This window comes from Achromobacter sp. NPDC058515, assembly GCF_042721735.1.
Taxonomy (GTDB): Bacteria; Pseudomonadota; Gammaproteobacteria; order Burkholderiales; family Burkholderiaceae_B; genus Achromobacter.
The window spans coordinates 282,562-296,695 of record NZ_JBHXNI010000003.1 but is presented as its reverse complement, the minus strand read 5'-3'; the positions used below and the strand labels follow the sequence as shown (position 1 = coordinate 296,695).

10 protein-coding genes are annotated in these 14,134 nt (G+C 51.1%); all 10 read right to left on the bottom strand.

The genetic code is table 11. The annotated features are described in order from the left end of the window. Nucleotides 1-27 precede the first annotated feature (27 nt). The 10 genes from ACFWP0_RS07320 to ACFWP0_RS07275 all read right to left on the bottom strand — a co-directional run bounded on the left by ACFWP0_RS07320 (nucleotide 28) and on the right by ACFWP0_RS07275 (nucleotide 13,749). The gene (locus tag ACFWP0_RS07320) at nucleotides 28-861 is read right to left on the bottom strand and encodes an ATP F0F1 synthase synthase (protein ID WP_377840834.1); all 834 of its coding nucleotides are present in this window, start codon (nucleotides 859-861) and stop codon (nucleotides 28-30) included. Between the two features lie 4 nt (nucleotides 862-865). Continuing rightward, nucleotides 866-1,423: a hypothetical protein gene (locus tag ACFWP0_RS07315; protein WP_377840832.1), complete on the bottom strand. Its 558-nt coding sequence runs from the start codon at nucleotides 1,421-1,423 to the stop codon at nucleotides 866-868. Next, nucleotides 1,420-2,652, bottom strand: coding sequence for a restriction endonuclease subunit S (locus ACFWP0_RS07310; protein ID WP_377840831.1), 1,233 nt, complete (start codon nucleotides 2,650-2,652; stop codon nucleotides 1,420-1,422). Before ACFWP0_RS07310 ends, ACFWP0_RS07315 begins: the two co-directional genes overlap by 4 nt. Then, nucleotides 2,649-4,283 (bottom strand): class I SAM-dependent DNA methyltransferase, encoded by a 1,635-nt coding sequence (locus ACFWP0_RS07305; RefSeq protein ID WP_377840830.1) that lies wholly within the window; start codon nucleotides 4,281-4,283, stop codon nucleotides 2,649-2,651. The genes ACFWP0_RS07310 and ACFWP0_RS07305 overlap by 4 nt, the downstream gene beginning before the upstream one ends. Next, complete coding sequence (locus tag ACFWP0_RS07300; protein WP_377840829.1) at nucleotides 4,277-7,375, bottom strand: type I restriction endonuclease subunit R; 3,099 nt, start codon at nucleotides 7,373-7,375, stop codon at nucleotides 4,277-4,279. The genes ACFWP0_RS07305 and ACFWP0_RS07300 overlap by 7 nt, the downstream gene beginning before the upstream one ends. 16 nt (nucleotides 7,376-7,391) lie before the next feature. Then, the gene (locus ACFWP0_RS07295) at nucleotides 7,392-8,438 is read right to left on the bottom strand and encodes a Fic family protein (protein WP_377840827.1); all 1,047 of its coding nucleotides are present in this window, start codon (nucleotides 8,436-8,438) and stop codon (nucleotides 7,392-7,394) included. 353 nt (nucleotides 8,439-8,791) lie between these two features. Continuing rightward, the gene (locus ACFWP0_RS07290; RefSeq protein ID WP_377840825.1) at nucleotides 8,792-10,003 is read right to left on the bottom strand and encodes a tyrosine-type recombinase/integrase; all 1,212 of its coding nucleotides are present in this window, start codon (nucleotides 10,001-10,003) and stop codon (nucleotides 8,792-8,794) included. Nucleotides 10,004-10,343: 340 nt separating this feature from the next. After that, complete coding sequence (locus ACFWP0_RS07285) at nucleotides 10,344-12,197, bottom strand: hypothetical protein (RefSeq protein ID WP_377840824.1); 1,854 nt, start codon at nucleotides 12,195-12,197, stop codon at nucleotides 10,344-10,346. Further along, entirely contained in the window at nucleotides 12,188-12,682 is a 495-nt protein-coding gene (locus ACFWP0_RS07280; RefSeq protein WP_377840823.1) for an ABC-three component system middle component 2, read from the bottom strand. Before ACFWP0_RS07280 ends, ACFWP0_RS07285 begins: the two co-directional genes overlap by 10 nt. Further along, the gene (locus tag ACFWP0_RS07275) at nucleotides 12,679-13,749 is read right to left on the bottom strand and encodes an ABC-three component system protein (RefSeq protein ID WP_377840822.1); all 1,071 of its coding nucleotides are present in this window, start codon (nucleotides 13,747-13,749) and stop codon (nucleotides 12,679-12,681) included. The genes ACFWP0_RS07280 and ACFWP0_RS07275 overlap by 4 nt, the downstream gene beginning before the upstream one ends. Nucleotides 13,750-14,134 lie beyond the last annotated feature (385 nt).

Below are 14,134 nucleotides of genomic sequence, written 5' to 3'. Positions count from 1 at the left end.
CTTTCACAGACGAATCGAGTGAGGCCTTTAACCTACTGGCTGCACAGAGTTTGCGAGCCGTCTTTCCTGCCCAAATAGTGTGGTGTAGAAACGCTGCTCAATTCCGTAAAGCAGAAGCTTCAGCTCCTCATCCGTTGATATTTCAAATTTTTTGATTGTCTGATCGAACTTGATTTTTTGGTCGCAATAGTCACCTATATAAGCAAGAATATCCACCCGTTCCTGATCTGACAGTTTTCCCAAAGAATCCATGGCCAGAGCAATGCGCCTCCGGTTTGGTTTTGAAACCTTGCTTGCGTCGTAATTATTTTTTAAATCAACAAACTCCGCCTGTAAGAAGGTTTCTGCTTCCTGCTGAGTGGCTTCTCGGTAAAGAGCATCAATACCCTTAAAAATCCCGGAAATGGCGGCCAGATTGCGAAATACCAGTGCATCTGATTGCTTGAAATAAATGGCATCGGGTTGATCATTTATCACTAGGCGATTACTGCTCCCCTCGATTTCTACCGCTTCTCCGAAACCGATGATTTTCTTCTTGATGAAAAGAGATGAGGTTATTTTCTGAAAATAAAAATCCTCGCCCTGGACAGCAAAGATGTAAGCGATGTTAGGGAATTGCTCTTTTTTTAAGTCGCTGTAGTCTTTTGAGTCAAAATCATTTTTCAGCAAACCGATGCAAAATGATTGCTGGCTAAACTGCTCGACCTTAAACCATGAGTCTTCATCCAGATTATGACCAGGTGAGTAAGGAACACAGGTGGTCAGGTTGACATTTGTGTTCTCATACAAGGTGTGATCTGACACCAGCTTAAAGAAAGGTTTCTTGGTGAGCCGTTTTACCCTGGCCAGCACATGGTCCATACCATTATCCCCGTTCAATAAATGTATAGTTGTTGATTCGGAAAGCCGTAGAAATGAGTACTTCGTCCGGGTTTTTATATTTATGGCGACTGATCAGAAAGATCGCTGTGCCGTTTTTGGTGGTAATGTTGTAGAACTCGTAGCCAAAGAGTAGGAACAGCGGGTTGAAATACAGTGCTTGCGACAAGAAAGTAAACGCAAACAGTACGGCATACACAAAGGTCAAGGTTTCCCAGTTGCCGATGCTGAGTGCAACAAAGAAGTAGCCCAAATAACTGGGCAAGAAGCTATTGTTTGCATGCTCTATGCTGGCGACTTCCCCCTGCTTAAAGGCATCCCGGCCAAGTCGTGAGCTTAATAGAATGCTCAGGCCAGTGGAGAGCAATGGAACGAGCAGATACAGCACATACGAGACCGCGTTCGGCAAGGTATTCAGCCAGCCCAGGCAACCCACATCCGCCAAAAAATGGCCCAGGGTATAGCCTTTCTGCACCAGAAAAATAATGACCAGCAGCGATGTGGCATTAAAGGTCAGCAGCAGCCGGAACGCGATATTGATCATCTTACTGTGACCTGTCCGTTCATTAGCATGGGGAGGAGCCAATCTCGAAGATTTATAAGCTCACGATTTTCAAGGCTTCTTTCAAAGATCATCTTGTTGTAGTTCGTGACCACATAATCATATTTTTTCAGAAGATCCGCTGTCGGGTATGCCAATGTGAGAGAGTGAAGATCGTTTTTTGTGATGGAGCCGAATGTTGTTCCTTCAGAATTTCGACGATCAAAAATTTTCTTGAAGTACTTCATCACATAAAACAGAAATCCATCCGATCCGGTTTTGCTATTCAATGCAGCCAGCCCTCGGCCAATACAACAATCAGTGTTAGCAATATTCATGTCACCAACAGGAGCGCGGACACTCAAAAGAATGTCGCCTTTCTTTGCCATGCGGCTTGGTACTGTTGTGTATTGACGGGTGGAGGGAAACAACCATCCAAAGTCTGTGGAACCTTGATAAAAAATAGTTCCAACACCTTCTTCGTTATAGGAGCTCCCCTCTGGAGATTGACCCATAGTAATGTTGGCGATTTGGGATAGCGTTTTGTCGCTCCACTCCTCCGGTATTTCCCGCTTCAATGTTGGGTTGTAAACCATTTTGCCGCCGGAAGTTTTGTAGGGTTTGCCGTTGGCGTCGGGGAAGTCGAACTGTACAAACCAGTAGTCGTACAGGATTTTGGCCATGGCTTCCAGCTCGGCGTTGATGCGGTTGTTGAGTTCGATTTTTTTGTCGATAGCTGATAAAACACGAATTATTGCACTCTGAACATTTTTCGAGTAATTGGGAATCCTTACCTCACCAAGGATTCCTTGATTTAAATTATTTATATTTGTGCCAGCCGCAGAGGATATAGAGGTTTTGAAGAAGTCTGTCTTGGAGAAATACGCGATAAATAACGGATCTATCTTTTCAGAAATAGGTCTTGCTCGGATACAAAATCCTGAATAGAGAGAAGGAACTTCTCTGTCTATATAAAGGCTTCTTCCTACTAGTGCTTTATTTCCGTTTGATCGAACAAAAATTATATCGCCTTTTTGTAAATAGTCATCGTCTTTTGCAATCCCTTCAGGGTTTATTTCCTCAAGCTCTTTCCATTGCGGGGCGAAGTTGTCCTTAAAATCAGATACACCGATTAAAAGGCAGCCTTTTCCATGGCTTTCGTTACTGAAATTTAGTCCATTTCTGAAGTCAGCAATGTCGCTATATTTTATAAATGAAGCCTTGTTACTCATGACAATTTAATCCCTGCCAATTGCTTTTTAATCTTAGCTTCCAGTTCTCGGGATTGATTAAAAAGATTATCAAGGTTACTGGTAAAATCTTGCATCTTCCCAGCAAACTGCTCCGGGGTAATATCCACATACTGGATTTTGACATCAAAATACTGGCCTGCACTCAGGCTATAGTTCTTCGCCTCGATTTCGTCATAGCTGACCGCAACGGAAAAGTCTTCCGCCGCCTCTTTGGCATTAAAGGTATCAATAATGCGTTGCTCTTCTTCTTGAGTGAGCACCGTCTTCTGATTTTTGCCATCCTTGATTTTTTCGCCAAGATTGGAAGCGTCAATCAGTACCACTTTGTCCTTATTGCTGCCATCCATAAACAGGATGGAGACGTTGGTGCCGGTGGTGGCAAAAATATTCGATGGCATGGAAACCACGCCTGCCAGCATTTTATGCTTCACCAGGTATTCGCGTATGCCTTTGTCGATGCCCGATTGTGCGGTGATAAAGCCGGTAGGCACCACCACGGCCGCTTTGCCGCCGGGTTTGAGTGAGTGGATGATGTGCTGCAAGAACAACTGGTAGATTTCCATCTTGTCCTTGGCTTTGGCCTTGATCTTGGGAATGCCCACAAAGAAACGCTCTTTATTTTCTTTGCTGTCCAGCTCATCGCGGAAATCGCTGAAGTCCATTTTGAACGGTGGATTGGAAACGATATAGTCAAAACGCTTCAGGTCTTTTCCGTCCCGGTGATAGGGGTGCAGCACGGTATTGCCCTGGATCACATTGGGGATGGAGTGCACCAGGTTATTCAGGATCAGGTTAAGGCGCAGCAGGTTCGAGGACTTTTGCGAGATGTCCTGGGTGTAGATGCTGCAACGGTTCTCACCAATGGCATGGGCTACGTTCATTAGCAGGGTGCCTGATCCTGCGGAAGGGTCGTAGCAACTAACATTCTTGACTTTGCCCTGTTGCTCCGTCGGTACCAGAATAGCCGCCATAATGCGGGCCACGGCATGGGGCGTGTAGTACTCGGCGTATTTGCCGCCGGAGTTGCTGTTATAGTCCTTGATCAGGTATTCAAAGATGGTGGCGTAGAAGTCGAATTTCTGGGTAAAGATTCGCTCGAAGCTGAACTCCACCAACTTGTTGATGATGGCGCGGCAGAAAGCATCGCGCTTGGACTCATCGGCAATGTACTCACTCACCCTATCAAACAGCACCACCTTGGCGCCGCCGTCGGTTTTTACTGCGAACACGTCATTATTGGTCAGGGCAATATCGCGCAAGGTATCGTCAAACAGCTTGGCGAAGTCCGGCGCGTTCTGCTGACCAAACAGGTAGCTGATGAAATGGTGCGGCTTTAATCGTGCGGTGTCGCCGCCCATTTGCAACTGGAGCATTTCCAGCTCGCCTTCGCTCATGGCGACCAGGGCTTCTTCCCACTTTCCGGCGTTGGCGACCTTCTCGTCGATCTTCTTCGCCTCGTAGGCGAATTTGTCGTTCAGGAACTTGTACAGAAAAGTTTGGGTGATGATTTTGAATTCATTACCATCGTTACCCAAGCCATAGTGGGCGCATATGTTCTTCAGGCTATCGATCAGCGCCTTTGTTTTATCTCTAAATTCAAGTTCTACCACGTACGTGCTCCGGTATTAAATTCTTTCAGGTATTCAGCGACAACCAGATGATTGATATAGCGTGAGGCGTCGGCGTTGAGTTGTATGTTTTGCTCTCCTTTGAAGCGCCTGATCACTAAAGGCATCATCTGGCGTTCAAAGTAGCTTTCGTTGTCCAGTATCTGGCTGTTATTCAATACCTGCTCATCGGCGTCCTGCTTGACCCCGGTGAGGGCTTCAAAGATCTTGCGCTCTGACTCACTGATGCCTCCACGTTCTTGCAGGCGCTTGTGAATGCGGGTGTATTTGGCATCTCCATGGTACTTCTGGCGAAGCTGGTTGTTCTCGCGGTTCAGCTCCTTGACGCGCTCGTGGATCTTGTTAAGCGCATCGATGTTGGCCACCATTTCATCCTGGGTGACTTCACTGAGGTTCTTTTTCTTGAAGAGCCTTTCCAGCTCTTCCTTCAGGCTGACGAACTTGGGATCTTGCTGGTCAAAATTACTAGCCAGGGCTTCGCGGGTTTGGCGCAGGGTGTTTTTCAGCTTGTCGGCCAACACCAGCTCTTCTTCACCCACCTTGATGAATTTAAAGATGACATCCTCAAGGGCCACATTCAGTAAATTGGCAGTATCCGTGCCTTGCTCGATACTCTCCTTAAGATTGAGCATATCCAGGTGGCTACAGGTTTCCCGATAGAGGATGTTCAGTTTGGCGAAGTCCAGCTCACCCAGGATGCTGTACTCACCTTGCAGGCGGATGAGGTTGTAGAGGCTTTTCGCATCGCCCAGTGCTTTCTTCAGGGCCAGGATGGTTTCCCTGTCCTGAATCTGGCTTATCTGGTCGGTGAAGACCTCGGCATTTTCGATGTCGAAGCGGAATAGCACATCCTTGATGTGTTCGATTTCCTGTCTGATCTCCTCCTGAGATTTGAACAGGTTGGAGTAGTTCTCCATCTCATCGCCCAGCTCAGACTGCAGCTCGTCAAAATAGGCTTTATTGGTTTCATCAAATTCTTTACGGATATCGGCGAAATCAACGACATAGCCGTACCTGAAGTCTTTATAGGTGCGATTGACTCGGGTTAGCGCCTGAAGCAAGTTGTGTTTGCGGATCACCCGCCCCAAATAGAGTTTTTTCAGACGTTTGGCGTCAAAGCCGGTCAGCAGCATGTTGTAGACAAACAGGACATCGATTTTTCCCGACTTGAAGTCTTCTACTTTCTCTTTGCGTTCTTCCTTGGTACCTATGTCATGCAGGATCAGTGCTGCGCTGTTGACTCTGTTCTGCTCTTTTCTTGATTTCTTGTATTCAGCTGGAGGTTCAGCGACTTTAGGCAAATCATAGATAATATCGGTAGCTTCTTCGATTTGATAAGTATTGCCTCCCCTACTTTCAAATAGCTCAAACATTGCCTTGGCCTGATCGGAGCTATCGCAGATCACCATGCCACCAATGGTGGCATCGTTCAGCGCACCTCGACTTTTTTCAAAGTCGGTGATGATGTAGTCGAGCATGGGTTCAACAAAGCTGGGATGCGCGTAGATCTGTTTGCGGTCCACACCCCCCATTTTCACTTCCACCTCTTCCAGGGCCTGTTGCAACGCCATTTTGTAATTGGTAGCGATTTCTTCCCGGATCAGGCGCAGGGTGTAGCCATCGGCAATGGAGGCGTTGTAATAGTATTTGTGGATGTAATCGCCGAACAGCGCGCGCGAATTATAGTCATCCCCCAATAGTGGCGTCCCTGTCAGGCCAATCTTGATGGCGTTGGTGTCCGACTGGCTCAGGTTGGCCAGGAAGCTGCCTTTGGGGTTGTAGCTACGGTGCACTTCATCCAGGAAGTAGATGCGCTGAATATCCACGTTATAGTCTCGGGTCGAAACGACATCCGGGTCATCCTTGAACTTTTGAATATTGACGACAGTAATTTCAGCCTTGCCGGAGTGGTTATGGATGACTTGCGTTAACTTGATGTTGCGGGTAAAGGCTTCACGGGAGTTGATGATGTGGACCGTCAGACCGCGAGCGGTGAACTCCCGTTTTGCCTGATCCAGCAAGTCCAGCCGGTCGACAATAAAGTAGAACTTGGGAATGATCTGCTGTCTCTGGAAGTAGTCAGTCAGAAAGCGGACGTTGTAGAAAGTCAGCGCGGTTTTGCCACTGCCCTGGGTATGCCAGATAATGCCTTTCTTTACCTCTTCATTCAGCTTATTCTCGATAGCCTTGGTGGCGAAGAGCTGTGGATAGCGCATGATGTGCTTTTGCAGCCCGTCAGTCTCTGACACATAGGCGAGCGCATAGCGCAAGATAAACGCAAGCCGGTCTCTGTTGACCAGAGAGGTGCAAATACGATTGGTTGGCCGGTTCGGGTCTTTATTGACAATGAATTCGGGATTGCTGCGAATGACTTCCAGGTTGTTGTCCTTCAACACCTTGAGTTCGTCATCATCCGATAGCGGCTTGAGCAGGGCCGTAAGGTTCAGAATCTCTTCCTCACGAAAGTAATTGAAGGCCGGCTTATGGTAGGAGCTGCTGGCGTAAAACGCGCCCTGAACAGGTTCCGGGTCGCCGTCGTCATACTCCATATTGTTAGAGAAAATCATGAACTGCGTGATGTTGGCAAAGCGCTTGAACTTGGGGTTCTGGAAGCGCTTGTTGATGCGATCCCGCTCCGCCAATATGCCTTCACGGTTGTTCGGTTTCTTCACTTCAATAAAGACCAACGGCATGCCGTTGATCAGCAGGGTGACGTCTGGCCGAAACTCTTCATCGCCATTCTGGCAGGTCAGTTCGGTAACGACATGGAAGCTGTTGTTGTCGAAGTTTTCGAAGTCGATCAGCTTGGTGTTGGAGCGGTCGCTTAGCCGTTCAAAGAAGGCGCGCCCCAGGTCTTCGTTGTCGAGCAGCAGTTTGACGTCTTCCAGGAGTCGAGAAACATCGTCCGCCTCGATGCCGGGGTTGATTCGGGTGATCGCTGATGAGAACAGCTCAGGGAATAAGTTGGTGTCCAGATCCCAACTCTGACCCTTGAGCGAGAGATACTGATAGCCCAGCCTCATCAGGTGGAGAATGGTCGGGATTTTTACTCGGGTGTCTTCGTTGAACTTCATGCTAAGCCCTTGTTTTTTAAATCGTGCGACGCCATTTCGCACCACGCCCTTTACCGTTCGATTCGATCAAACCTTCTGATTTGATCGCCCGAAGCACCAGCCGCACCATGTCCCGGCTCACGCCTGGGCAAGCTTCTTCAATCTCGGAAATCGAAAACGGCAGAGTGCGCCCCAGGACTTCCGCGCGCACCCGGTCACCTTTGCTGCCACGTCCCCGCTCGATGGTGCCGACACGCTCCTCGAACTCACGGTAGGCTCGCAGCAAGGCACCCCAGAAATAATCAAGCCAGGGCTTGACGTCGTGCTGCCCCTGGTGCCATCCCTGCGAGCTGGCTTCGAGTGTCTCGTAATAGCCTTCCTTGGTTTCCTCGAAGATGCGTTCCAAGCTGATGTAGCGGCCCACGGCATAGTCGAAGTAGTAGAGCAACAACAAGGTCAGCAAGCGAGACATGCGGCCGTTACCGTCCGGGAATGGGTGGATGCATAGGAAATCAAGCATCGCCAGCGGCACCAGTACCAGGGGGTCGGCCAGGTGCTGATCCAGCGCGGTGGCGTAATACCGGCTCAGATCGGCCATAGCCATCGGCGTCAGGTGCGCCGCGACCGGCTGGAAACGCAGACGCGAGGTGCCGTCCGGGTGACGCTCGATGATGTCGTTGTTGGTGGCTTTCCAGCGCCCGCCCGCCTGCGGCATGTAGCGGTACAACATGGTATGCAATTGCAGTACCACACCTTCATTGAAAGGCATGTGCGCGGCGGATTCATGGATCAGCGCCAGCGCATCACGATAGCCGGCCACCTCCTGTTCAGAACGACTCTTTGGCGCTGCGTTGCGCATGACCAGAGACTTCAACCGTGAAGGAGCCACGACAACACCTTCCAGGCGGTTGGACGACTCGGTAGATTCGATCACCGCGATCTGACGTAGGCCTTTCAGGGTTTCTGGCGACTGCGCGGCATAGAGTTGTTGTTTGCCCTGATACTCGCCCAGTGAGCGCAACGTGGCTGCCTGGGTGCCATCGAAACGAAGCGCAGCGAGGTACTCGGGTGTGAGCGAGTGCATGTAAATGTAAGCCCAGGCTATCTAAATGGGGTAATCATATCCTTTAAATGGGGTATTTTCTACAAAAATACCCCATTAATGGTGTTTGACTACCCCATTTCCTGAACACAGGGCTGGCCATGAGGATCGAGCATGGCCGCAGGGAGGGAAATGGGTGACTCGAACCTGAAGAAAATAGGCAATCAGCTCGAAATTACCCCATTTATTCCATTATTTACCCCATTTTTAGTGTTCAGCCTTGGGCCAAAGGCAAATGGCAAAGGAATGGCATTCAAGGGGCAACAGCCCTACCCAGAAAAAGGAAAAAGGCCACCCCTGCCCAGTCGCTGCTGCAACCACCGGCCAAATCACCCCTATGCCGTGCCGCTGCCCTCCGCCGCACCCAGATAGTCCGCCCAGTCCTGCAACAAAGCCCTTCTCTGATCCAGCAACAACGCCTTGTTGTACGTCGCCCGCACTTTGTTGCTTTCCACGTGGGCAAGCTGCCGCTCAATTGCATCAGGCCGGTATCCGTTCTCATTGGCCCAGGTAGAAAATGTCGTGCGCCCGCAATGCGGCGTCGTACCCCGCCCCAGGTTCATGTCTCGCATCGCGTAGGTGAGCCGATTGGGAGTGGTGAAGCCCTTGCCGCTCCGGTGTGGAAACAGATAGCGCCCACCACCCGTGATGTACTGCAAGTCTTTCAGCACCGCTATGGCTTGCACAGACAACGGGCTTACATGGTCGCGCCGCGCTTTCATCTTCGCCGCAGGCCGACGCCACAGTGCATCCTCAAAGTCGAACTCATCCCACTCGGCATCCGCCGCTTCCCCTGGACGGCAGGCGGTCAGCGCAATCAGCCGCAGGCACAACGAAGTTTCCGGATAGCCCCGGTAGCCGCGCAACTCCTGATAGAACTTCTGGATTTGCTCTCGCGTCATCGCCGCCTTGCTCTCGCTGAACGGCACGCGCAGCAGCCCACGCAGGCTGGGAATTGGATTTGCCTCGACCAGCCCCCGCACCACCGCAAACTCGAAGATTGCCGAAAGATCGCCTTTGACATGGATGGCCGCCCACGCACCATGGGCCTTGCACTCCTCCAGCAATGGGCGAATCTGCTTCACGCCAATGTCACTCATCGGCATCCCATCAAACTTGGGCGACAGGTACTTCCTGATCCGCGATTCTTTCGTCCGGTAGGAACTGAGCGCAAAGACTGGTTTGATCTCGGCCAGGTACGCCTGCGCCACCTTGGCGAACGAGCTTTCACGGGCGCGCTTGCGTTCCTCCAGCGCTTCGAGGTTGCGCTGCTTGACCTGCTGCCGTTCATGTGCAGGATGAATGCCTTGCTTGACCAAGGCGCGGGCCTTCTCTCGAACCGCACGCGCCTCAGCAAGGCTTACTTGAGGAAAGCCGCCAATGGCAAAGAGGTTCTCCTTGCCTTGCAGGCGGTACTTCCACCGCCAGAGCTTGCCGCCGGTGGGCTTGACCAGCAGGAACAGGCCCCTGCCGTCTGAAAGTTTCCAATCTCGATCAGTCGATTTGGCCGACCTGACCTTGAGGTCGGTGAGTAGGTTTTCGGGCATCGTTGGACTCCACTGCGGGGAACAGTACCCCCACGGTTGAACACGAGTACCCCCAACGCTACCCCCGAATTTTTCAGACCTCGATGAACAATAGGAACGCTCAGTAGACCGTATTGTTTACGCAACCCATTGATTTTAAATGGGTCAACCTATCCACCAAGCGCTACTGAGCGCCACCGAGATCCAGCAAAATCCGTCAGACGTTGCCGAGACACCCCTAAGTCACACGGGTATGGACACGACCTAACCGACTGAATTAGAAGAACTTATTCCGACCGAACGGTGTCCACACCTGATGGTTGTTGGGCGCACATCACAGCATAAGAAGAGACCCTGTTGGCTAAGCCTCCTCATCATTGGAATCCAGTGGAGTCGTCTCGCTCGCTCCTTCAGGGAGGTCTCGGTAAGGATAAAACCCTATCCGACCATCTCCTCCCAGCCCGACAAACTCCTCCGTGGGTAGGGACTTCGCAACGATTGCAGGAACGTTAGTGTTCTCCATCACGATGATTTGACCTTTACCTTGGAACGCCGCCAACCACCCATAGAACTTCTCACCCACAGTCGCGGCAGGAACTTCTCCTTCATCAGCCAGCTTAGGATCGCCGTACGCCCTCAGCGGAGAGTCGATTACCACGGCACCTAGGTGGGGATGCCCTTCTTGAAGCGCATGTTCCATAAGAGCAATAGTCAACGCAGAAAGATAGAGCGCTCGCTTACCCGCACCGTAGCTAAGCCTGGGCCGATCATTAAGTACTAAATCACACGCTGCTGCATCCAGAGCAATATTCTTGATGTCACTGAATCCCCACGCCTCCAGCATGGCCTTTGACCGGTCGGCCACAGCTCTTCCATCTGTTCCCCCGTCTCGAGTCACAGTAACTTTCGGTCTGGCCTTTAGCCCCTTCAAACGAGTGATCTCCGCCTCGAGCCGCGCAATTTCATCAAGAGTCCCAAGCTGGGCCGACAATTCGCCTCTTCGTTCCGCGAGGGTTTTGGGATCGGTCGAAAACTCGATACGAACACCGGTCAAGGCCGCAGCCTCCCGTTGCTCCAAGCGATCCAGATCGGTTCGCTTTAGGATCACTTGATCATGAAATCTCTGAAAGCGATCCCTCTCAGTTTTCAGGGCAGAAACCAATCCCGCCCGCAGATTGGAGATCTTCCCGGCTTCCGCGGCGATAGCTTTGCGATAGCTATCAGGTTTTTCCAACTGTGCAGGAACGTGTTCCTGTGCAAGAGGGGGAGTGCCACATAGCGGACATGGAATTTCAGAGAGCTCCAGAAAAAACTCTACGCCCTCTCCAGCCGCGCCTAAACGTTCCAAATCATTGTTGTACTTCTGCTCTAAGATCTCAAACCTAGAAATCATCGAGCCCGATTGGTCGCGCCGAGCGGTCCAACTCCTTAGTTCCGATGCAGCGTGCGCGATCTCCTTCCTGACCGACCGGAGCTTTGATGCCCTGGCCTCATACTGAAGATTCAGTTCATTTAGATTTTTATCGACACTCGCCAGTGCCTTCTCGACGTCCTCGCGAAGGACGTCTGAGTCAATATCTGCCTTGACCCGACTCAGCGACTCCTCAGCGGAAGTCAACTGACCTCTGATGCGATCAACCTCAGAATTTGACTTTTTGATCGTTATGGCAGCATCGTCTTGTCCTGTTAGGAACAGATTAAATGATGCTATGCGCTGAGGTACTTGAGCATAGTTTGTCCCCGCGGTATGGCCCTCGCCCATAATCGAGGTCTGCGACACTAGCGCCCAATGGCGTAGGTCGTCGCCAGTCACACGGCCCTTCTTACTTGCCGAATGTAGGATCACCCGTCCGCTAGCACCGGCTAACTCAACCAGAAATTCCCCCAACTTTTGGTCAACGGGCTCAAGCGAATCATCGCCCTCAGCATCCTGGTTGCGACGAAATATGGTCGGCAAGCCTCCTTTGATGCCACGGAGTATCTCGTAATCCTGACCATCAGAGGCAAACCTTAGGTGGAGCTCGTCATAGCCCTGTGCAAGCGGGAACCACTTCGGCGGTTTGTCGCCGCCCACCATGTACCACAAACACTCACGAATATAAGACTTACCTGTGTCGCTGGGACCAAGTATCAGTTGCCGCTTAGAATCAAAATTGACCTCGGCATCCGGCAGGTTTGGGCCTGTAGCCCAGAGCTTTACTAACACTATTCCCATAATTGCCCCTGACCATAGGATTGCGTCTCGACCTCTGCTCCCCATAGATGACCGCTAGCTGAGAACTCCTCGGTGAGCGTCAACGAATCCATGTCTCCGAAGTGGCTTGCAACCCACACGCATCTCATATCAAGCTTTCGCAGATATGGTGAGCCAAGCCCGCCCGTTAAAGCTCGAGAGTTTTCGCCCGCAAAGTATGTGATTCCCTCAGCCCCCCAGCTAGCAGTAACAAGCGCACGGGTGCTCATTAGATGAAGCCCTTGCTCGATCAGCTCTCGCCGACTCATCAACTCGCCCCCTCTGTAGGGCACTGGCGTATGCAGACTCGTAGGTCCCTCAAGATCGGCGGAGTAGACCACGGCATAGTCCAGTAATACGAGCTTCTGCAAGTCTGCCCCACGGGGGAACAACGCTTGAAGTAGGTACACCATTCGAAGCCCCAGTTCAAATGGTGTGTTGAAAACAGGGGAAGATTTCCTTTTCATTTGACCCACTTGACCTTTTTATCGTTAGCCAGATGGTGGCAAGAGCCCGGCAAGTCGTTCGGTCGCAGTCTTTTGGCAAGCACGCTATCGCTCAGCTTCAGTGTGTTCACTCCTTGCAGCACATCTTCCAGCCGCTCAAGACCGGTCTTGGTTTTCAGGCTGTTTAGCCATGGCCGAATACCCGCTTGAACAAGCGTCAGAAATGCAGCGAACTCATCTTCACCATAGATATCTCGGCTGAACTGCTTGAGTCCTTCGGCGCAGTAGAAGTACGAACGTTGATCACTGAAGTGCTCTAAGTACCTATCAGATGCGAGAACATCCGCAAGGCTCACCGGCGTTCCCTGATGCTCTTCGTACACACGCAAGAGCTCGGAAACGTAGATCATCTCCGACCCATCTGGGGTATGGGGAGTCAGTGGATCATCACCCCTCTCAGCCTCTATGCCGAACAAAGCGTAATGGCGCTTCTTGTTTTTAGAGTGCCATTCGATTAGGTCTCGCACTAAGCACTCACGGATGCGCGAGAAGTCGAATGCATCGATCAGCCGCTTCAAGTCATCGGTGAGCAAGCTTGTCTTGTTCTTGAAGCCAGTATTACCCTTTTCCCATGCGTCAAGGAATGTCTCCTTGAACGTAGCTGGGTCGGCAAACAGATTATGGAGATCATTCCCTGCATTCTTAGGTGCGCAGAGATAGTAGTTCCGAGGCGGCTTGTACACGCCAGCCAAGAGGTTGCGAAAAAATTTACCAAGCTCTGGAAAAAAAACAGAAGGTGTTATTCCACTCGCGTAATGCTTGGCTTGGTACAAATCCCATCGGCCCGCCATTTGCTGTTCGACAAGCCGGGCCTCGACGTCGCGGCCACCGTCACCAGAGCCACCCAGCTTTTTGACGAAGCAATAGATATGTTCTCCACTTGGCCTATGCCGGCATGCCTCCTCGATAAATTCTTCCCATTGATCCTCATTGAAATGTTGAACCTGAACGGACGGAGGCACCGCTCCGTGCCTCACAGCAACACGATTTAGCTTCTTAATAGCGGGCGTTTTCTTTGATGTTGTCATCACAGAAGCGGACGGCAGGTTTGGGTAACGTCGGTGGTCACGCGGAGGTACGGCCGAAAACAATCACTGCTTCACAACCGATTGTAACCACTAATCACTGTCGAGCCGTGAGAGCGACCATCCTCTACCCGGAGACGCTAAGGCGCTTTCCGCTGATTGAGCACAGCCAATTACCACGCGTCGACCAAGTTAAATAGACGAAACAGCCTCGTGCAAGTTTGTCCTTGAGAAACGATTTTCCGGCGCGTTTTAGACCACAGGGGGAATGTGCGCTGAATCGCACGCTCCACGTGCTGAAGGCGAACTTCCTGCGCGCCGCGCGGATAGATCCCCAGGTAGCACAGGCTATGCCGATATAAGAAGCTCGCTATCGTCCCATAACAAA